This is a genomic window from Bacillus salipaludis, assembly GCF_030938565.1.
In the GTDB taxonomy this organism is placed as follows: Bacteria; Bacillota; Bacilli; order Bacillales; family Cytobacillaceae; genus Neobacillus; species Neobacillus salipaludis_A.
In genome coordinates this window covers 2,059,581-2,080,092 of the sequence record NZ_JAVGVR010000001.1, presented here as the reverse complement: position 1 = coordinate 2,080,092, position 20,512 = coordinate 2,059,581, and the positions used below count along the sequence as shown (strand labels likewise).

Sequence of the window (20,512 nt, the reverse complement as noted above, 5' to 3'; positions counted from 1 at the left end):
GTTGCGGTTTTTATTAAACAATTATTCATGTTGGTCCATTGGGTTATATAGTTTGACCGATGGGTTTTTCTCTTGGAACCATCTTAGCGCGAATTCGTTCTCGAATAAAAACACATTATGATCATAACGATCTTTTACAAGCAAACTTCGAGAGCTGGATAAATTTTCGTCCACTTCATCACCTTCGACCCATCTGGCAATCTTTGATCCCATACGCTCCATTAGGACCTCAGCATTGTATTCATTTTTCATACGATGTTCAAAGACTTCAAATTGCAGTTGTCCAACAGCACCTAACAAGTATTCTTCCATCCTAAACGTTTTGTAGAGCTGAATTGCCCCTTCTTGAACAAGCTGTTGAATCCCTTTATAAAAGGACTTTTGCTTCATGACGTTTTTTGCAGATACCTTCACATAGAGCTCAGGTGTAAATTGCGGCAGTCTTTCATATTGGAAATCATCTTTTCCAGTCGTCAATGTGTCTCCGATTTGATAGGTACCTGTGTCATATAAGCCAATAATATCACCGCTTACAGCCTCATCCACTGTATTTCTTTCTTCCGCCATAAACGAGGTCGATTGGGAAAGCTTTAATTGTTTCCCAAGGCGAGGGATATTTACAGTCATCCCGCGTTCGAATTTACCTGAACAAATTCGAACAAAGGCAATCCGGTCACGGTGGGCAGGATTCATGTTCGCTTGAATTTTAAATACAAAACCTGAAAAATTCTCACCAAGCGGATCAATTTCCCCAATAGATGAATTTCGTGCTTTGGGCGCCGGAGCAAATTGCAGGTAAGATTCCAAGAAAGTTTGTACACCAAAGTTCGTTAAAGCACTGCCAAAGAAAACAGGTGTTAACGTACCTTCAGCTACCTTTTCTGCGGAAAACTCATTTCCCGCTTCGTTAAGGAGCAGGATTTCCTCAAGTGTCTGATCATAAAGACCGGAATTCTTAATCGGGTGATCCCCGTCAATCTCGCCTTCTTTATTTAAAGGGAGAAATCGATCTTCGTCACTCACACGGAATTGCTCAACGCGATTGTGGTAACGGTCATAGATCCCTAGGAATTCTTTCCCCATTCCGATTGGCCAATTCATTGGATAGGATTCAATTCCTAGTACCTCTTCCAATTCTGCGAGAAGCTCAAGCGGCGGTTTTCCTTGGCGATCAAGCTTATTCATAAACGTGAAAATTGGAATTCCCCGCATCCGGCAAACTTTAAATAATTTAAGTGTTTGTTCCTCAATCCCTTTTGCGGAGTCTATAATCATAACGGCGCTATCAACGGCCATTAAAGTACGATACGTATCCTCACTAAAATCCTGGTGCCCAGGAGTGTCCAATATATTGACACGAAATCCATCATAATCAAATTGCATCACACTGGATGTAACAGAAATTCCCCGCTGCTTTTCAATTTCCATCCAGTCACTTGTCGCAAATTTCCCTGTCTTTTTTGCTTTTACCGTTCCCGCATCCCGAATGGCGCCACCGAATAACAACAATTTTTCAGTCAATGTTGTTTTACCGGCATCTGGGTGGGAAATAATAGCAAAGGTACGGCGCGATAATACTTCTTCTTTAAATTTGTTTCCCATCTTGACTTCCTCTCTTTTTTTGACAATTAGTTTTTGTCCATAACTTCAATCTTATATGTCTTGTGAATACTTTGCAATCTTCAATTAATCGACATCAATTATTTCTTTTTTATCCCAGGAAATAAGAATATAATGAAGAAAGCCATTTATTAATTATAATATAAAAATTTAGGAGGAAATAATGAATATTACATCGTTTGATCAACCTACCTTAAATTTAATACATAAAGCATTTGAGATTGTACTTAAGGAGAATCATATCCCTTATAAAAAAATCGGGATTGTCGAAGATGGCGATCAGTTATTATTTTTGTATGAAGGAAAGACAGAAAAAGTTCATGTTTTTAAATGGAGCAAAGCGCAAAGCCACGGAGTGAGTATCGGTGTCCTTGCTCAAAGTGTATTGTCACCCATTATTCCAACGCTTCGGACCCTTTAATTCTCATTCGATATAGCTGCCTTTCTGATTGCGGAAAGGCTCTTTTTTCCTGACATCTATGTTTTTTCCTCTGATTCCCACGTCCTTTTTTCTGAAATCCCTTTTATAATAGAGTAGTACTCTTGTTAAAGGAGCTGATCTTAATTGAATGAAAAAACGAAAAGAATAGTTTCAAAGTTTATTCCGCTCTTTGTAGCGTTTATAGTTGTGGTAACGGGTATTATTTGGGTGGTTCAAAATTCGAAAGCTGAGGTAGCAATTCCATTCTCATCTGTGGAGAAAACGATCCAAAATCAGCAGGGTAAGACAGTCACTTTAACTGAACGGCCTGATGGCAGTATTCACATTAAAGCAGGAAACGCTCAATATATTTCCCATGTTCCCCCTAACAGCCAAATGGTAGACAAGCTAGTTGAAAAATATAATGTTAATTATTCCTATTCGGATAGCAGCCCATACGGAAAATGGGTACTTGGCGGTGTCATTATTCTTCTTGCCGGAGCAGCATTCGCCCTGCAAAAGAGTAAGGGCGGTTTCGGGATAGGCAACTCCATGAAAAATAGTGTTGCGAAAGCACGTACTCTACCTTCCACTACACTAGATGATGTTGGAGGTATTGGAGAGGAAATGAAGGAAGAAATTTTACAAACCCTCTCAACCTTAAAGGAGCCGGAAAGAGCACTAAAATTAGGGATTAAACCGCCTAAAGGAGTTCTGTTATACGGACCTCCAGGTACTGGTAAAACATTATTAGCCCAAGCCATGGCACACGAGCTAAATGCGTCATTTTTTTCCGCTAGCGGATCAGCCTTTAATGAACTATTTGTCGGTGTCGGGGCCAGCAGGGTTCGTTCTTTATTCCAAGCAGCAAGAAAGCAAAGTCCAGCTGTAATCTTTATTGATGAGGTGGATGCTCTTGCTGGAAAAAGAAAAGCACATGGCGGGGAAGAGGCTGAAAAAACATTAACAGAGCTTCTTGTACAGCTTGATGGCGGTCATGACAATGACGGGATCCTATTTATCGCAGCAACCAATCGTAAAGATATGCTCGATGATGCATTCTTGCGTCCCGGAAGGATTGACTTCTCATTCCATGTTCCTCTTCCAGACACAAAGGGAAGAAAGGAAATTATCGCTATTCATACAAAGGGAAAGGCAATCGCTAAAGATGTTCTTGCCTCATTGGATGACTTAGCCGAGAGCACATCTGGTTTTTCTGGTGCCGAGCTTCAATATTTATTTGAAACAGCAAGCCGACGTGCTGTTCGAAACAGCAAAGATATGATTTATAAGGAAGACCTTGATTATGCACTAGACCGTACAATTTTAGGAAGCACATCACGTACCTTACAGGATTCTGAAACCAAGCGCCGTGTAGCCATTCATGAAGCAGGACATGCGCTAGTTGCTTCTGTTACAAAACCGGGTTCTGTTAGAAAAGCCACCATCATTCCTCGTGGTGATGCACTTGGCTATGTTGCTCCAATTCCAAAAGAACTTCATTTATCAACCACTAGTGATTTACTTGAGCGGATTGCAATGATTTTAGCCGGCGGTGTGGCTGAAAGATTGATGCTGGGTGAACATAGTATTGGTGTTAGCGGTGATGTCCAGCAGGCAAAACAAATTATTGAACAAATGGTTGATACAGGAATGCTCCAAAATGGATTTACTCTTACATTTAATAAACAAGATAAAGAAGCAAAGATGCAGGAACTTTTTGACAAAGGATTAGAAAAAGCCCAAACCCTAATTCAAAACCATCATCAACAGTATCAGCAATTAGTGCATGCTTTATTAAAAAAGGAGACACTTGAAGGCGACGAAGTGGATGAAATTGTGTTAGGAAATTTAGTTTCGGCTTAAATTAAAAACACGAGGTGTGTAAACGCACCTCGTGTTTTTTTATTACTCATTCGTGGTAAACTAACCATGTATTCCTTAAAAGGAAGTGATTATATTGTTCGGTAATAAAGAAAAAATCGAAAAAGAATTCACTAAATATAAAGACAAAGCATTGGAATTCATCAATCAGAAACAAGAAACAAATGAATTAATGAAACAAGCAACAACCAAAGTGAAAGAAAAGAAAAATTCATTAGGGGACGCTTTCGGTAAGATCGAACTCTTGATTGAACTAATTAAAGCCTATTCCAAAGGCGATTATAGAAATATTTCCAAGAGTACAATGGCGACTGTTATAGGCGCTATTCTCTATTTTGTTTCCCCAATCGATATGATTCCCGATTTTATTGTTGGATTAGGAATTGTCGATGATGCAGCAGTAATCGGATACGCTATCAAAAAAATATCAGGGGAATTAGATGAATTTGAAAAATGGAAAGAAGAGAAAAGCCGAAGCAACCTTGAGGGGCTAGACGTTGGCGCTGGACAAAGCAAAAGCCCTCTTGATTGATCAAGAGGGTTCTATATAGCAAACCGATGATGACCTATTTTTTTAATTGTCTTCTTAGATCGAAGCCATTTGCTGTCAGTTTTATCCGGATTATAAAAATATAAGGCATCGGTTATTTGTCCGTTTTTGGCCAGAGCCTCATTCACTGCTTTTTTTGCATCTTCAACAGCAGGCTTATTGATCATCCCATTGGCAACAGGTTGAAACTGCCTTTTTTGATAAATCACCTGGTGAATAGAATCAGGAAATTGGTCATTTTTCACTCGATTTAACACAACAGCAGCAACTGCCACTTTCCCTTTATAAGGCTCACCTTTTGCTTCTGCTGTCACTAATCTTGCAAGTAAATCCTTTTCTTTTTGAGAAATCTGCTTTGGAATAATAATTTTTTCACCTGGGGTAAGTCTATTATTTTTAATTCCATTAACTTTTATAATTTTTGATTTGGAAACACCATATTTAAGTGCGACTTGAACTGGTGTTTCATCATGAACTTTATAAATTTTTACAGTTTCAAGAGTTTGTGCATCAACACGCCCCAATAGTCCAGGTTGAACAAGCATGAAAAGAAAAAGGAATGCCGTCATAAAAACACTCACAATAAGTTTCATATTCAGTTCCCCCTTTATCTAGTGTTTTGCTCTGATATAACCTTAACATGGATTCCATGCTCACCCAACCTTTAATCATTTCCATGGTAAATATGGATAGTTTGTCCATTTATAAAATGAAAGAAAGCAGCGATTGTATAAATCGCTGCGCTTATTAAATACACGTTTCATATCAAATTTTAATAGAAGCAAGCCGCCCCTACAATAATTAATAGGATGAACAAGACAACGATTAACGCGAAACCGCCGCCCCAGCCACAACCTACTCCACCATATCCGAAACCACCGCAGCATCCGCCGCCAAAACCACCATATCCACCATATCCAAACATTTTCATTACCTCCTGATTTTTATATTACCCATGAAGCTCCGATAATGATTAACAAAATAAATAATACTACTAGAAGGGCAAAGCCGCCGCCTGCAAAGCCTGCACCAGTCATTTTCATTACCTCCTTATTTAAATTCTATATATCCTATTCAGGCACCTAGAAATGTGCACTAGACACTTATCCCTATTACCCAATTTTGAAAAAAAAGAATAAGCCCATCTTTTCAGGCAGATGGGCGTGTTATTTAGAGTTATTTAGAAGACTTTTGGTCCGAATACCCGACCTTCTTAATTGTACCTTTACATGGACATTAATAATGGCATCGGGAAACAGCTCATCCCAATGATCTTGAACCTTTTTGAAATTCCGATAATCCTGACGGTACATTTCTTCACCAAAACCAAAAATATCTGTTTTGTATTCCTCTTGAACCTTTTGAATAGTTTGCATCATGTTTTTTTCAATCATTTTCTCGGTGAACTTTTCATATTGCTCATAAGTTTTGATTTCTGTCATATCTTTTGCACATTGAGTACCGTCCAAATATGCTTCTGACCTGACATTTATATTAATAACAGGTAACCCTCTTATCATTCTTGCCTTCGCTCTAGTTTTTGAATTGTAAATCCTTACTGCAAAGTATTTATTTTTTTGACAAGGGACGGACAAAACGGTACGAATTATTTTATCCTCAACCCATAAATAATTCCGTGTATCGTTAAGTGGTAAAAAATCAAGAAGATTGCCGTTCTTAAAAATGGCGAGTGAATCAAGGACCACCATTGCTTTTGGAGCTACTTCTTTCATATTTTCTACACTGCTGCCCTCTTCTGAATTTCCCTGTATGGTTACCGCTGCCATTACCGGATGTCTACCAGGCGAAGTAAAGGCTTGGACGACATCATTTAACCTTATATCTGGGTCACCTCCCCAGTTCTGTACCATGGAATCGATCTGAACGTGCAGCTTTAAGGATGACGATTTTTGAATGGGATAAGTAACCTTTAATACATCAGCAGCACTCACATTATGAGCAATGATAATATTGAAATCATCCCGTACTTCACGATTTCTTTCCAAAAAATCAATAAATTCCATTAACCCCTCTTTTGCAACCTCTTCTCCGATAATCAAAGTCTGCATATGTGAATAGATCACATTTTTTGAAGCACCCACATTCATTTTTTGCGAGAGCTCAGAAATGGTATTACCGTGAAGAGTAAAAACAATCGAGGGGGTCAAACCTGTCCCGGTTTTTGGATTCAATTCTTCGGCAGAGATTCCTTCACTAGTTAAAGAATATTTCCCTTCATCACTTTTATCGATCGCCATACCAGTTACCACCGAAATTTCTGATAACTCCCGTTGATCCCAACAGCCTGTTAATAGAAAATTACAAATAATAATCCAGCAAAATAATTTATTCCTCAAGCATTATTCCCACCTTCCGATTGCGGAGGGCTTGGCGAGGCTTCTGAAAAAACCTTAGTTTCCAATTCCGTTCTTAAATATTTAGGCCTTTTTTTCATAGCCCAATAAGGAATTCTAAAAAAAACATCCTTCTGATCCTCAACAATTATTGGAGCAATAGGTGACAAATAGGGAACGCCAAAAGAACGAAGAGAACTTAAATGAGCAACCATTGCGACTAAGACGATCAGAACGCCATATAATCCTAAAATATAAGCAAAAAATACAAGCATAAACCTTAATAGTCTTGAAGCAGACGCAAAACTGTATACCGGAGAGACAAAATTGGCAATAGCCGTGATCGCGACAACAATAATCATTATATTGGAGATGATGCCTGCCTCAGCAGCCGCCTGACCGATGACGAGAGCCCCAACAATCGAAACCATCTGCCCAACCGTCCGTGGCATCCTCACTCCTGCTTCGCGTAAAATTTCAAACGTAACCTCCATAATTAAAACCTCAACCACAGCTGGGAAAGGTACACCCTGGCGCTGGGCAATGACACTTAGCAGCAAGGTGGTCGGCAGTAATTCATGATGAAAGGTTAGTATTCCAACATATAGGGAAGGGGTTAACAGCGCAATCATAAATGCCAGATAACGAATCCCCCTTAAAAATGTCCCTAATAAAAATGGCTGATAATAATCCTCTGAAATTTCAAAAAAGTCCACTAAAACAGCCGGTACAAGTAAACAAAAAGGGGTTCCATCAATTAAGATGACAATTTTTCCATCGATTAAATTAGCAGCAACCGTGTCAGGACGTTCCGTGTTTAGGGCTAGAGGAAATAAGGTAAAAGTTTTATCAGCAATTAATTCTTCTATATTCCCCGATTCAAAGATGGCACTGACTTTTATTTTTTTTAACCGGTTTCGCACTTCTTGCAGTATGGCTTCATTCGCAATGCCTTTTATATATCCTATATATACTGTGGTTTGCGTATCTTCCCCTATAATAAAAGACTCAAAATATAAATTTTTATTACGAATCCTTCTTCTAATTAAACTGACATTGGTTGAAAGTGACTCAATAAACCCATCCTTTGGTCCCCTTATCACCGTTTGTGTACTAGGTTCGGTAACCGACCTTTTTTCATCACTAGTCATACCAATAGAAATGGCTCTCTCGATTGTCTCAATAACGATTACAATGGATCCATTTAATACAGCCCGGCAAATTTCTTCCCTTGTCCCTAAAAGCTGATAATCTGTCCCTCCAAAAACCTTTTTACATAGTGAAGTAAGTTCCTCAATCGAATTTAAGGAGCCCCCCTCATTAAAATGGGATGAAAATAAATTTGGAGTCGTTTCCTTCAAGGTCTTCGTATCCACCATGCTTTCCAGATAAATTAGCAATGCTCCCTTATGGTCAATCTCTGCCATAACACTCCGAAAATCAGCAGACTTTCCAAAAGAAAATTCCAATTCACTTTTTAACTCTTGGAACGAAAAGTGTGTAATTGTACCATTATTCTCACTATTCTGTGGTTGAAGTTCCTTCCAATAATCATCCATTTTCATTTTTTTCTTGCGCAAACTACGAATCGGTTTTATCGGAGACATAAGGAAAACACCTCAATTTAACTAGACCTTTTTTTCTTTTGCTTCCAAAGTAAAATAATGAAAAGAATCACTGGAATACAAAATTGGAAAGGAAAATGTAAGTAATAAGGAACTATTTTCAAACCTTCTTGGATATGATCAGCAAAATCAATGGATACAAGCACCGAAAATAAAGCTATAAGTGTAGAAATCGGGAGTACAAAATAACGATAGGGTAGCTGAAAAATATATTCTAACCCCTTTAAACCACCAAATAGAAAAATGGTCCCTTTCACAAAGATTCCCAACATCATAATGAAAACAACAATCGCATCGATTCTTTCAATAAAATTTCCTACCGAAATATTCCTTCCTGTACTTAAAAGCGGGAAGTTGGAGCGGAGCATTGAATCGACTCCAAGCGTGATAATCATTAAAAAAGAGGCAATCATAAGTAAAAAGGAGGCAATTCCCACCCCAATAAATGAAAATCTCAGACTGTACTTCTTGTTTGTAACACTCGAAAAGATGACAGTGAAGGATATCAGTTCACCAAATGGGAAAAAAATCAAATCCTTAAAAAGAGTTTTAAAAATAGGTGTAATCCCTTCTCCAAGGATTGGTTGAATTTGCTCAATATTTGCATTGCCGCTTGCAAATAAAAAAATAGCTAATAATAGATAAAAAATAAATAAATATGGAGTAAAAACTTCAGAGGTTCGTGCAAGCACTTCGATACCAAGATAGATTACATACCCCATTAGGAGAGAAAATGTCATCGAAAAAACTTCAATCGGAGTGTTAGGCATAATTGCAGAAGCCATTAATTCTCCAAAATCCCTTACCACTCTACTTGAAATATATATAAAATAAATAATATAAAGGAAGGTTAAAATAATGGCCGGTTTTCTCCCGATGCAAAACTCCATAATTTGAAACAAATTCTTACCTTCAAGCTGATTTGTTAAAGTATAAAAAAACCAAATAACCCCAACTCCTAAAAAAGTGGATAACCCTACCGCAAGCCATGCATCATTTTTGGCATCACCGCCAATTCCAACAACAATCGCACTTCCCAATAAGAAGTTAATAAGAAGTGTCAGGAGTTGACCTAAAGATATATTTTCTTTTTCCATTACGAAACTTGATTCCCTTCCGTATTTTTACCTTTTCTTTTCGATAAATAAATCCGTATATCGATGACAACACTCGAAATAAGGCCCACTATCGCTCCAGTTATGACAATATATCTGCCAGCAGCAATTTCTGAAAAAAGTAAATGATGTATAGCTGAAATAAAGGTGTATCCAAATAGCTGCGTATCAAATAGGGCAAGAAGTCCAGTTAGAAATAGTGCGATTAGGAAGAATGAGAAAGTTACCATGGACCAAACAACCCCTAACATTGTTACCTTATCTTGCCAGAATAAAGTTATTTTTATCCAAAAAAGAAGCCAAATTCCAATTTCCAGGAAATTCGACTTTCTGAATGTAAATCCTTTTTTATTTAATAATCCCCATTCGAATGGCTTTTCAGCTACTTCTGTCCTATTTCCCCTTTTGGGGGGCGGCCTGACACTATTAATGGGAGTCTTGTCCTATATTATGCCCAAGCTCTCCTCGCTTCTTGGAATCTTGGCGATTTTCTCGTCAGTTTTATCCATTATGGGAGCACTTGGAGGTATTTTAGTCGGAACCATTCTTGGAATTATTGGTGGAGCCATTTGTATCGCTTGGAAGCCGGAATTTACCAAAGCTGAAACGATCCATCCCACCAATCAAGATGAAGGTGCAGAAAAAGAAGTAGCCTTTGGAAAAGAAAGCTTACCAGATTAAAGAAAAATTTTTGAAGCATTCAAAGAAATGGTGATGGTTTTGACGAGCAAACATAAAACATACAGATTTGTCCTTATAGTTTTTTAACTCTCAGTGGAATTTTTATATTAATAAAGGAAAGTTTTGCAAGCAGTTCAAACACGGTACTAGCAAAATTCCCAAAAACAAAAAGAGAAGCGGGGCTTCCCGCTTCTCTTTTTGTTTTTATTCAATAATTCGAACAACGCGGCCGTTAAATCTTGATTTCCAATAACTATTTGACATGGACGCAATTGCCACACCTGTCGAGCTTTGGGAACCGATGAATTTTCCGCCGCCAACATAAATTCCAACGTGTCCATCTGTCTTATATGTGTTAAAGAATACAAGGTCTCCCGGCTTCATTTGGCTTGAAGGAACCTGTCTGCCTGCATACTTTAAGGAATCCGTACTTGAACCAATATTATATCCAGCTTGTGCAAAGGCCCAATGAACAAAGCCTGAACAATCAAATCTTCCATGGGCAACATCGTATGCTGAACGTCCGCCGCCGAAGACATACACGGAATTTCCAATATATTTATTTCCAGCAGTAATGACATCTTGAACACTTCCGCTTGAACCGGAGTGAGTCGCTACTGGAGTATTATCATTTGAATCGGACTGATTGGATGAAGAAGAAGAGTTACTAGAATTATTGTCAGAATTTGAACTGTTGCTATTATTATCTGAACTATTTTTGTCATCAGATACAGGTGCAGATGCAGGTGCAGGTGCAACATCATTTGCATGAATCATTTCATATTCTTTTAAGGCAAGTTGCTTTTCTTTTCCTTTTAGTTTCGCAATACGATCCAATTGTTCTTGTTCTTTTTGTTTCAGTTTTTCCTTTAATGTATCATTTTCCTTTTTTTGATCCAAAATCTGCTCATGCATACCTTCAAGTTCTGTTTTCATTTCCTTTAGCTCTGTCAGCTTTTTTTGAACGGCAGCTTGTTTTACTTCAACTTCCTTTTTATCATCTTCATACTGTTTTATAAAATTCTGATCTGCTTGAACAAATGTAGAAACAGCACCAATTCGATCAATAAAATCACTAAAGCTGGAGGCACCTAACAAGACATCTAGATAACTAACTGTTCCGCCACTTTCTTGGTATGATACGGCACGCTTTTTTAAGATTTCATTGCGTGTATCAATTCTTTTCTTTATAACAGCAACTTCTTGCTCTATTTTCTGAACCTGGGATTTCGAATCCTTAATGTTATTTTCTGTTTTCGCCATCATGGAATTATTATCTTTAATCGCCTGATCGACTCGGTTTGATTGATCTATTAATCTAGCAAGATCACTTTGCACCTTAGTAACTTCAGCATTTGCTTTTGAAATACCTGCTTGAACTCCCGAACGTTGACCTTTAATACTTTGTAAATCGTTATTTGGTGCAGCTTTTACAGCTGGAATGGAATAGGCACTTCCAAATCCAAGCATTACAAGCGTACTAAGTACGGTTAGTTTCTTTTTCAATTGATTCCCTGCTTTCCCATTGCCAAATTTTCCATTGAATTTCGACAAAATCCAAGCCAAGCATTTGACAAATTTCTATGTATTCTCGTCTATTAACCATAAATTCTATCATTATGTATATGGTCATTTTCATACAAATGACCCAATAATTACTTTTTTTGTTGCAATTAGTAGTATATCATCTAAATTTGTCAAAAAAGTTATGATAATATTACATTTATATTTCAAAGGCTATTTTTCCCCGAAATTTAACAATTTGTTCAAAAAAAAGAAGACCCAATCAGTTTGATTGCATCTTCAAAAAACTTTTAGCCCGGAAGTATTCTTAGTTTATTTTCTTCATTCACTCTAATATCCCATTGATGGAAATGCAGCTGAAATTGATGATTTATTTTGTTTCGATTTCTGCGCATCCACTTGATGGCATGCTTATTTGCATCTTTTTCCACCCATGAAAATGAATAAGATGAACCTAGTAATGGGGGGCCTGATAGTGCCTGTAAAAACTTATGTTTATTTGTAGTGAATTGATGATGATGGCGCATTTCATGAAATAAGCAAAAAACGCCGTGCAGCTTTTTTAATAATGGATCATGGTAGGGCAGGTTGAATAAATAGATAAAAATTTTGCATTGTTGATAATTATAGCTCGAAAAAATAGAAGTTTTGACAAGATGCTTTAGTAAATAATAGCGAGAAGATAGATTTCCCGATAGTGTGGCAATTTCCTGCCAGCCTTCAAATATGTAAATATCGGGTATTCGGCTTTGTGAAATAGGCAATAAATCCAATAAAAAATCAATCTCGTTTTCTGATAAAATACTTGAATGACTATAAGTCGCCAACCTATTCACCCGATTTCTATTTTTATTAATAGTATATATAATTTTCAGAATCATTAAAATAGAAAAAACAAACTCTCGTAATCAAGAGTTTGTTTTTTTTATCAACCAGTATTTCGTAGTCCTGCAGAAATTCCGCTGATGGTTAGTAATACCTCCGTTAACAATTCGTCATTAGGCTCGTTCTGGCTGCGTAATTCTTTTATTAACTCAACCTGTAAAAAGTTCAACGGATCAACGTATGGGTTACGTCTATAGACTGATTCCTTAATATTTGGCGTATGATCAAGCAATTCTTGATCACCAGTTATTTTTAATAGAATGGCTTTTGTTTTTTCAAATTCCTCAAGAATAGTGGTAAAAATTCTCTCAGCAATGGTTTGATCCTCAACGAGTGACAAATATTCCTTGGCGGTTGTAAGATCTGCCTTCATCAAAGCCATATGCAAGTTATCAATTGTCGATTGGAAGAAAGGCCATTTTTGATACATTTCCTGTAACAAAGTCAAATTCTTCCCATTCTTTGAGGCAAAATTGTCTAAACCAGTCCCCGCAGCAAACCAAGCAGGCAACAGCTGACGGCTTTGCGTCCATGCGAATACCCATGGAATCGCCCGTAAATCTTCAAATCTCCCCTGTTTTTTCCGGCTCATTGGTCTTGAACCGATATTTAAATCCCCAAGTTCCCGGAGTGGTGTGGCTTGGTTAAAATAAGTAAGAAAATCAGGATCATTAAACACGAGCGATTGATATTTTCCTAAAGATTCACTTGATATTTCATCAAGCGCTTTTTCCCATTCAGAATTTCGTAATTTCCCTTGATCAGCGTCTTTTGATACATGTGTAGCAACCTTAAGCAGTGTGGATGTTGCTTGTTCAAGGCTTCGATAGGCAATGTCCTCAAGTAAATATCTCGAAGACAATACTTCACCTTGTTCAGTAATTTTCACGCCATCACCGATTGTTTCAGCTGGCTGTGATAAAATACTCTTGTTTAATGGACCGCCCCCACGTCCAAGAGAACCACCGCGGCCATGGAAAAATTTCAGTCCAATCTCATAACGTTTGGCCATCTCATGAATTTCAATTTGGGCCTTATAAAGTTTCCAGTTGGCAGTTAAAGTTCCACCATCTTTGCTTCCATCTGAATAACCTAACATAATTTCTTGCCGGTCACCTAAAAACTGTAAATGATTACGATATAACGGCATTTTGAAAAGTGTTTCCATAATCGTTGGTCCTGCAGATAAATCATCAATGGTTTCAAGAAGCGGGGCCACATTCAAATGGCTTTCCAAAGTACCATCTGCATGGAGACGGTAAATTCCAGCCTCTTTTGCCAAAACTAGTACCTCTAACAGGTCACTTGGAGATTTTGTCATACTTACAAGATAAACAGAAATGGAACGTTTTCCAAATACTTCATGACCCTTTTTAATCATTTGAAATACTTTAATCATTTCCTGTGTTTCTTCTGAATAATCTTCATTTAGCAAAAGAAGCGGACGAGGGTCGATTAAAATATTCTGCAAAATAGTAAGCTTCTCTTCTTCGGAAAGCTCGGCATAGTTTTCTGTGATTCTTACTTTCCTTAAGATTTCAGTAATCGCAGCTTCATGCTCACCGCTATGATTTCGGATATCGAGAGTTGCAAGGTGAAAGCCAAACAACTGGACTTGGCGAATTAACTTTCGAATGGACCGCAATTCATGGGCAGCAGGGTGATGGCTTTTTAAGCTGCTTTGAATGACGTATAAATCCTTTAACAGCTCTTCAGCCGATTGATAACCAACCTCAGATTTCCCTACCTGTCTCACCCGTTCAATCATAACCGCAAATACTCGGCGATAAACCTCCGTTTTAACTGGCCACTTTTTATCTTCCGTTAAATACTTATCTTCTTGCGCCTCCAGCAGTTGCAGGAGTTCTTCACTTACGTCTACCCTTGTAGTGGAATGGCTGTACCGCTTCATTAAATCGGTCAGGACCCCTTTATATTTCTTTAACACCACTCTTCTTTGGCGAATTAAAGTCTCCCAAGTCACATCATGAGTAACATTTGGGTTTCCATCACGATCCCCGCCAATCCATGAACCAAAACGGAGAAAATTTGGAACGTCCCATTTTTCTTCAGGGTAATTTCTTTCAAGGCTGTCTTTTACCTCATAATGGATTTCAGGAAGAACCTCAAAAAGGGTTTGATCAAAATAATAGAGGCCATTGCGGACTTCATCCATTACGGACGGCTTGTTATGCCGTAATTCATCGGTCTGCCAAAGTATGGTTATCTCATTAAATAAACCCTCTTCGAGCTTCTTTTTCTCTCTTTTTGTCAGCATTGGATTATCAAGCTTCTCCAAAATTGCAGCAATCCGCTGTTGGATTTCAAGAATCGACCGCTTTGTTGCTTCTGTTGGATGGGCAGTAATCACAAGCTCAAGTGACAACGTTTTTAGAACTTCCTGAATGACTTCTTTCGATATATGGTTTTCTTTTAATGAGAGGATCGCACTTTCAATTGATGCAGGTTGAACGTTTTCTGACTCCAATTGATACTGCCTGCGTCTGCGAATCCGATGGTTTTGTTCCGCTGCATTGATTAAATGAAAATACATGGAAAAAGCTCGGACCACTTGCATACGCATTGGATTACTTAAGGTGGAGATTTCCTTTTTTAAAGCGGTATAGATTTCTTCTTCATACTGATTTCGGAGGGATTTACACATGTTTCTAATTTTTTCAACTTTTTCGAATAGCTCTACCCCACCATGACTGATAAGGATTTCACCAAGCATTTGGCCAAGTAATTTGACATCTCTACGCAATGGAAGACTGCTGTCATTTACTTTTAATTCCGTTGTCATGTTCTCACCTTCCCTTAATCGAAAAATTCTAATAAATTTTTAAATAATAATATAACATAATTTTCGGAAATTGTAGAATAAAAATCCTTCCTTTTTATAAAATTTTACCCTATTAAATTAAAAAAGCGTTTTCATTATTCATGATCCTTCTGAACCAACACATTACTGGTTTTATCCTGTTAATTGTTAAAACGAAAAAAACCTGCTGAAAGCCAGGCTTTTTTCGTTTTTAAAATAATTTACTAAAAAATTGACTAATACTCTCCGTAATCCTTCCCCAAAAGGATATAGATTGATGATTTCCTTTTCCCTGCCATGCACTTGTTTGTACTGTCGTTAGGTTATTATTTGAATTGGTAACTTGGGTACTAGCTTCACTACTTACAGTTGAATCTGCGGTATCATTATTCGTTGAAGAGGATGTACTTTTTTCAACTTTTTTCTTAAAAATCAAAACATACGTTTTTCGGTCTTCCCCATTGCTTACAACTACAGAAATAATCGTTTTTTTACCATCCAGCTTAATATTTTGACTGCTTCCACCTTCAATTTTGACGGTGGAATCGCTGTATTTCGCTGTCGGCTTGATGGTAAGGGATTTCACATCACTCGCAACTGATAAATGGTAGGTATATTCGTCTGTAATAAAATCCTTATTCCAAGTACCTGTCGATACTGTTAGAGAGGATAAGGTTGCTTTATTTATTTTTTGAACGGTGGCTTGAGTCTGACTTGTTGAGCGATTGTTCTGAGTACTCACAGGGGTAACGCTCTTAGTTGGAATGGTTTTCTGTATTTGATTCATCCCTCTATTTGATCCACTTGCTTTTGAATTATTTGCAGCTTTTACCGTTCGGGCTGGTGAAACAGGAGGTTTGCTTGCTTGTTTACGCTCCCTTGTTACATGTAAAGTATAGGTTTTCATTTCACCATTTTCAGCCGTAACCAAAATAGTTATAATTGATTTTCCTTCTGGCAGCGATACGGTATCCCTCTCACCCTTAAACAGTTTATTATTGATCTGAATGCTGGAAGTTTTCTTCATAGATTCTGGAGTAACCGTAAGGGTTTTCACCTCATTATCTACCTTGATACTGTAATCCACTATGGATGAATAAAATTTAGGCGATAACTCTCCCTTTGATAGTTTAATATTTTTCAGCAGATTATTATTATTTTGTTTTCTGTTAACGGTAAGTTTATACGTATTGACAGAATGACTTCCATCCCTAACAGCTATTTCAAATGTGTTCTCTCTCGTATGAATTGTGTATAATCCATCATGGAAAGGCTGACCATTTACTGTTAAACTTGCTTCAGGATTTTCACTTTTAATAGCCAAGTTAATTTCCGGAATATTATTTTCTACGGTTGCCGAGTACTCCTTGAGACTAGGAGAAAAGGTTTGATCAAGTGGAACGCCGACAATTTCTAATCCTGATAAAGTATTTGGATTTTGCTCCAGAGAATTCGTCGGAACTGCTGTTTGATCCATGGTGGCAGCGTAGGTTGAAGGGATGTATGAGAACGAACCCATACTGACCAGGGATGCAGCAAGAATGATTTTCGCTCCTTTACCTTTTTGCATCGAAACTCCTCCTATATCAATAAAAATCAAAGTTTTCTAATTTGGACTAACTGTATCATTCGATGCTTAAGATTTTCTTAACTTTATTTTTTAAATATGAAAAACCCCGGACTTAATGATCCGGGGTTTTTCATATTCTCATACTCGCCTTAATTCTTCCAATTTTGTGGAGATCGCTAGAGCCATCTCCTCTGCCTGCTTTGGAATGGAATTTTTTAAAACTGAATTGACCATTGGTGCTGTAGCGCCGCTTGCACTAACATCCAAGAATCCTGTCATTTTGGTTTTGTTTGCGCTGAGAGCTTCCGCCTTAAAGTAGCCCCCGCCACTATATTTTTCTTTTATTCCTTTTAAGGTAAAGGACACTTTTGTCGGCTCATTCCACTCCGTTATTTCAACTAATAATTTAACTTTTTTTTTCATAATCCCGATGTCACTTTTAAATTCCCATGTAGAACTGCGGTTATCTAATTTTTCATGGTGAATATAGCCAGGGACAAGTGGCGCCCAATGATCCATATCCTTCACGAACCCCCAAACCACTTCGATGGGCAAATCTAAAACTACTTGGTGCATTCCGCTTGGCATTATTTTCCCTCTTTCCCTTTCCAAATAAAAAACCTTCAATTACCTAAATTGAAGGCCTTTTACATAGATATATGATTAAGTAAGTGAGAATAGAAGAAATACCTCTAGATAGCTTATGAAAATCATTACTTCACACTATACGAGTGTTCCTTTAAGAATACATGAATCCGTTCTGCCGCTTCCGTTAAACGTTCCGGAGGATGCACCATCGCAATCCGTACATAGCCTTCACCCAATTGCCCAAAGGCATCACCTGGAATAACAGCTACCCCTGCCTGGTCAATCAATTCAAAGGAGAATTGGCGAGAGGTCCACCCCTCCGGAATCCTCGCCCAAACAAACATGGTCGCAGGAGATTTCGGTACACTCCAGCCGCTTTTTTCAAGACCAGCAATTAACGCATCGCGGCGAATTTCGTACTCCTTCAGCTGATTACTTAGTGATGTAAAGTCCGAAGTTAGTGCCTTGACGGCTGCTTGTTGAATGGGATAAAAAATGCCATAGTCAATATGCGATTTTAATGCACCGAGAATTTTCAGCGCCTCTTCATTTCCGACAACATAGCCAATCCGACAGCCAGCCATATTAAAGGTTTTCGAAAGAGAATTAAATTCAATGCCAACTTCCTTTGCTCCCGGAACCGACATAAAACTAATTTGCGGATGACCATCAAAAATTAATTCTGAATAAGCAAAATCATGAACAATCAAAATATTATGCTGCTTGGCAAACCGTATTACTTTTTCAAAAAAGTCCTGATCAGCTAGGGCCGTCACCGGGTTACCGGGATAGCTCAGAATCATCATCCGCGTCTTTTCTAAAACCTCTAACGGTATTTCATCAAGCTGTGGCAGAAAGTGGTTTTCCGCAAGCAACGCCATCGGATAAACCACACCCCCCGCAATCGTTACACTTGCTTCGTAAATCGGATAACCCGGGTCCGGGACTAATACATAATCACCAGGATTGCAAATAGCAGTAGCCAAATGCGCTAGCCCATCCTGGGACCCCATAAGCTGCAGTACCTCTGTTTCTGGGTTAAGGTTGACTCCATAGCGATGCCGATAAAAATAACTTACCGCTTCATGAAATTCAGCAATTCCCTTTAAGGTATAACCGTATTTGCTTTTATCCTTGGCAAAGTCAATTAACGTTTCAACCACAAATTCAGGGGGCGGTAAATCAGGACTCCCAACGCTTAAATCAATTACATCTTTTCCATTCCTTATGGCCTGCTGCTTACGGTCAGCAACCTCTTGAAAGATGCTTGTCGTCATTTTCTGAAGCTTTTCTGCTGCAACCAGTTTCATTACCAATCACCTCATGCTATTAGTTTTTCAGGATAATATTTTATCTGATTGAAAATTTTCACTCTCTTAATTATAAAACAATTCAAAACTATTTTAACAAACATTTATTAACGGATATTAGCGGATTTCAAAAAAATGAATTGCTAATACTATCGCTATATTTTAAAATCGTAAGATAGGTTTCAAAATTCTGATAAGTCCAGTTTGAGTTTTGGGGGTTAAAGTGGTGGTTATCCTTTTTCGATATTTTTTATTTTTCGCGGGGTTAGTCTGTTTTGGACTAGGAAATGCGATTGCAGTTAAGGTGAAGCATGTTGGGTTACATCCATGGGAAGTTTTGAATGTTGCTTTATACAATCATTTTGGTCTTTCGATTGGCACATGGTCAGTCATTTGCGGACTGCTCCTTGTTATTGTATCTTTTGTAGCTGACAGAAGGTATATCAATATCGGAACCTTCTTAAATGCTTTGATTATTGGTCCGGTCATGGATTTTTTCCTCTGGCTAGATATCCTTCCACGTGCAACCCATACATGGGTGGACTACCTGATTCTTCTATCCGGCGTCGTCATTACCGGGATTGGCGGGGGAATGTATGTTGCAGCAGGGATTGGAGCAGGCCCGCGCGATGGTTTTATGTTATCCATCTCCGACAAAACAAGATTTTCCGTTAGTCAGGCACGGATGATTGTTGAAAGTCTTGTCTTAATTATGGGCTTAGTATTAGGTGGACCCGTCTTTATTGCAACATTTTTATACACCTTTATTCAAAGTCCAATTTTCCAGCGTTCCTTAAAAGGCTTTAAAATTTTAGTCCAAGCAGTAAAAAAGACAAATCAGAAGACAACTCCTGATAGTGTGGTTATGTAAAAAGACCGGGTAGTGAAACCCCGGTCTTTTGTGTAGTATTTACCCTCTTTTACGTAATGAAAGTACAAGTGCCACAGCAGATATCGCGATGGCTGCGATTGGAAGTGCGTTGTTTGATTTAGACTTTTCTGTTGTTGTTTCTGCAGGCTTCTTATCTTCATGGGCAGCAGGCTGAGAATCGTGATGATCTGTAGAAGTTGCAGTAACAATATCCGTTATGGAATGTGGAGAATCTGAATTTTCATCCCCCGTCCACTCTACGACACTTCCGTCTTTATAATATTGGAAAGCATCCCATGCTGCTTTTGTAGCTTTATCTGGGTTCTTAGCAACAAAGACAAATTGTTGGAATTGTCCAGCTTGAATTCCTTCCCCTGTTGCTTCAAATGTAAAGGTTCTTACCTTACCACTTGAATCCTTATCGGCTGAATATTTCCAGCCCGCTACCGGTTGATAAGACATAATTTCGATTCCCGCTGGTGCTTTTACCGTTACTTTGGTGGTTGCAACATTTTTCTCAACTGGAACCTTAAGTGTATAGGTTTCCCATGCACCAGTTGTTGAAGTATTCGGAGTAACCGTTACATGTGCACTTGCAATACTGGAAAACAAAAATAAACTAATCACCGCTGGAATAAAAATTCTCGACATCTTCCCTACTATTTTTTTCATTTGAATTCTCCTCATTCATTA

Annotated in this window: 20 protein-coding genes; 5 read left to right on the top strand and 15 right to left on the bottom strand. The window is 38.1% G+C overall.

The genetic code is table 11. The annotated features are described in order from the left end of the window. Positions 1 to 21: 21 nt before the first annotated feature. Positions 22 to 1,602 carry a peptide chain release factor 3 gene (locus RCG21_RS10260; protein ID WP_133332633.1) on the bottom strand — a complete coding sequence of 527 codons (1,581 nt, stop codon included), beginning with the start codon at positions 1,600 to 1,602 and terminating at the stop codon, positions 22 to 24. A 181-nt stretch (positions 1,603 to 1,783) separates the two neighbouring features. On the opposite strand from RCG21_RS10260, the gene RCG21_RS10255 reads away from it, so the two are divergent. The 3 genes from RCG21_RS10255 (at position 1,784) to RCG21_RS10245 (ending at position 4,457) form a co-directional block, all read left to right on the top strand. Further along, the gene (locus RCG21_RS10255) at positions 1,784 to 2,041 is read left to right on the top strand and encodes a hypothetical protein (RefSeq protein WP_133332634.1); all 258 of its coding nucleotides are present in this window, start codon (positions 1,784 to 1,786) and stop codon (positions 2,039 to 2,041) included. A gap of 144 nt (positions 2,042 to 2,185) precedes the next feature. Continuing rightward, complete coding sequence (locus RCG21_RS10250; protein ID WP_133332635.1) at positions 2,186 to 3,907, top strand: AAA family ATPase; 1,722 nt, start codon at positions 2,186 to 2,188, stop codon at positions 3,905 to 3,907. Positions 3,908 to 4,001: 94 nt separating this feature from the next. Beyond that, complete coding sequence (locus RCG21_RS10245; protein WP_235824682.1) at positions 4,002 to 4,457, top strand: YkvA family protein; 456 nt, start codon at positions 4,002 to 4,004, stop codon at positions 4,455 to 4,457. Positions 4,458 to 4,468: 11 nt separating this feature from the next. Here RCG21_RS10245 and RCG21_RS10240 read toward each other — a convergent pair whose 3' ends face one another. The 7 genes from RCG21_RS10240 to RCG21_RS10210 form a co-directional block, all read right to left on the bottom strand. After that, positions 4,469 to 5,068, bottom strand: a complete 600-nt coding sequence (locus RCG21_RS10240) for a cell wall hydrolase (RefSeq protein WP_235824683.1) — start codon at positions 5,066 to 5,068, stop codon at positions 4,469 to 4,471. A 179-nt stretch (positions 5,069 to 5,247) separates the two neighbouring features. Beyond that, a complete protein-coding gene (locus tag RCG21_RS10235) occupies positions 5,248 to 5,400 on the bottom strand; it encodes a YjcZ family sporulation protein (RefSeq protein WP_081810763.1) in 153 nt (50 codons plus the stop codon). Positions 5,401 to 5,419: 19 nt separating this feature from the next. Further along, entirely contained in the window at positions 5,420 to 5,512 is a 93-nt protein-coding gene (locus RCG21_RS10230) for a YjcZ family sporulation protein (protein WP_133332636.1), read from the bottom strand. 129 nt (positions 5,513 to 5,641) lie between these two features. After that, a complete protein-coding gene (locus RCG21_RS10225) occupies positions 5,642 to 6,832 on the bottom strand; it encodes a Ger(x)C family spore germination protein (protein ID WP_133332637.1) in 1,191 nt (396 codons plus the stop codon). Continuing rightward, on the bottom strand, positions 6,829 to 8,436 hold the full coding sequence (locus RCG21_RS10220; RefSeq protein ID WP_133332638.1) for a spore germination protein: 1,608 nt from the start codon (positions 8,434 to 8,436) through the stop codon (positions 6,829 to 6,831). The genes RCG21_RS10225 and RCG21_RS10220 overlap by 4 nt, the downstream gene beginning before the upstream one ends. Positions 8,437 to 8,453: 17 nt before the next feature. Then, on the bottom strand, positions 8,454 to 9,551 hold the full coding sequence (locus tag RCG21_RS10215; RefSeq protein WP_133332639.1) for a GerAB/ArcD/ProY family transporter: 1,098 nt from the start codon (positions 9,549 to 9,551) through the stop codon (positions 8,454 to 8,456). Further along, complete coding sequence (locus tag RCG21_RS10210; protein WP_133332640.1) at positions 9,551 to 9,799, bottom strand: hypothetical protein; 249 nt, start codon at positions 9,797 to 9,799, stop codon at positions 9,551 to 9,553. The genes RCG21_RS10215 and RCG21_RS10210 overlap by 1 nt, the downstream gene beginning before the upstream one ends. On the opposite strand from RCG21_RS10210, the gene RCG21_RS10205 reads away from it, so the two are divergent. Beyond that, positions 9,798 to 10,250: a DUF6114 domain-containing protein gene (locus tag RCG21_RS10205; protein ID WP_235824684.1), complete on the top strand. Its 453-nt coding sequence runs from the start codon at positions 9,798 to 9,800 to the stop codon at positions 10,248 to 10,250. The genes RCG21_RS10210 and RCG21_RS10205 overlap by 2 nt on opposite strands. A gap of 204 nt (positions 10,251 to 10,454) precedes the next feature. Here the strand turns inward: RCG21_RS10205 and RCG21_RS10200 are convergent, their stop codons facing one another. The 6 genes from RCG21_RS10200 to RCG21_RS10175 form a co-directional block, all read right to left on the bottom strand. Further along, on the bottom strand, positions 10,455 to 11,756 hold the full coding sequence (locus RCG21_RS10200) for a coiled-coil domain-containing protein (RefSeq protein WP_133332641.1): 1,302 nt from the start codon (positions 11,754 to 11,756) through the stop codon (positions 10,455 to 10,457). 308 nt (positions 11,757 to 12,064) lie between these two features. Further along, the gene (locus RCG21_RS10195; RefSeq protein ID WP_133332642.1) at positions 12,065 to 12,601 is read right to left on the bottom strand and encodes a hypothetical protein; all 537 of its coding nucleotides are present in this window, start codon (positions 12,599 to 12,601) and stop codon (positions 12,065 to 12,067) included. Between the two features lie 101 nt (positions 12,602 to 12,702). Further along, entirely contained in the window at positions 12,703 to 15,462 is a 2,760-nt protein-coding gene (gene ppc, locus RCG21_RS10190) for a phosphoenolpyruvate carboxylase (RefSeq protein ID WP_133332643.1), read from the bottom strand. 229 nt (positions 15,463 to 15,691) lie between these two features. Beyond that, on the bottom strand, positions 15,692 to 17,050 hold the full coding sequence (locus RCG21_RS10185; RefSeq protein ID WP_308913133.1) for a cadherin-like beta sandwich domain-containing protein: 1,359 nt from the start codon (positions 17,048 to 17,050) through the stop codon (positions 15,692 to 15,694). A gap of 138 nt (positions 17,051 to 17,188) precedes the next feature. Then, a complete protein-coding gene (locus RCG21_RS10180) occupies positions 17,189 to 17,638 on the bottom strand; it encodes an SRPBCC family protein (RefSeq protein WP_133332645.1) in 450 nt (149 codons plus the stop codon). A gap of 125 nt (positions 17,639 to 17,763) precedes the next feature. Next, the gene (locus RCG21_RS10175) at positions 17,764 to 18,948 is read right to left on the bottom strand and encodes an LL-diaminopimelate aminotransferase (RefSeq protein ID WP_133332646.1); all 1,185 of its coding nucleotides are present in this window, start codon (positions 18,946 to 18,948) and stop codon (positions 17,764 to 17,766) included. 223 nt (positions 18,949 to 19,171) lie between these two features. Here RCG21_RS10175 and RCG21_RS10170 point away from each other — a divergent pair, with 223 nt between their 5' ends. Next, complete coding sequence (locus RCG21_RS10170) at positions 19,172 to 19,819, top strand: YczE/YyaS/YitT family protein (protein ID WP_133332647.1); 648 nt, start codon at positions 19,172 to 19,174, stop codon at positions 19,817 to 19,819. Positions 19,820 to 19,858: 39 nt separating this feature from the next. On the opposite strand, the gene RCG21_RS10165 is transcribed toward RCG21_RS10170, so the two are convergent. Further along, a complete protein-coding gene (locus tag RCG21_RS10165; protein WP_133332648.1) occupies positions 19,859 to 20,491 on the bottom strand; it encodes a YcnI family copper-binding membrane protein in 633 nt (210 codons plus the stop codon). Between the last annotated feature and the right edge of the window lie 21 nt (positions 20,492 to 20,512).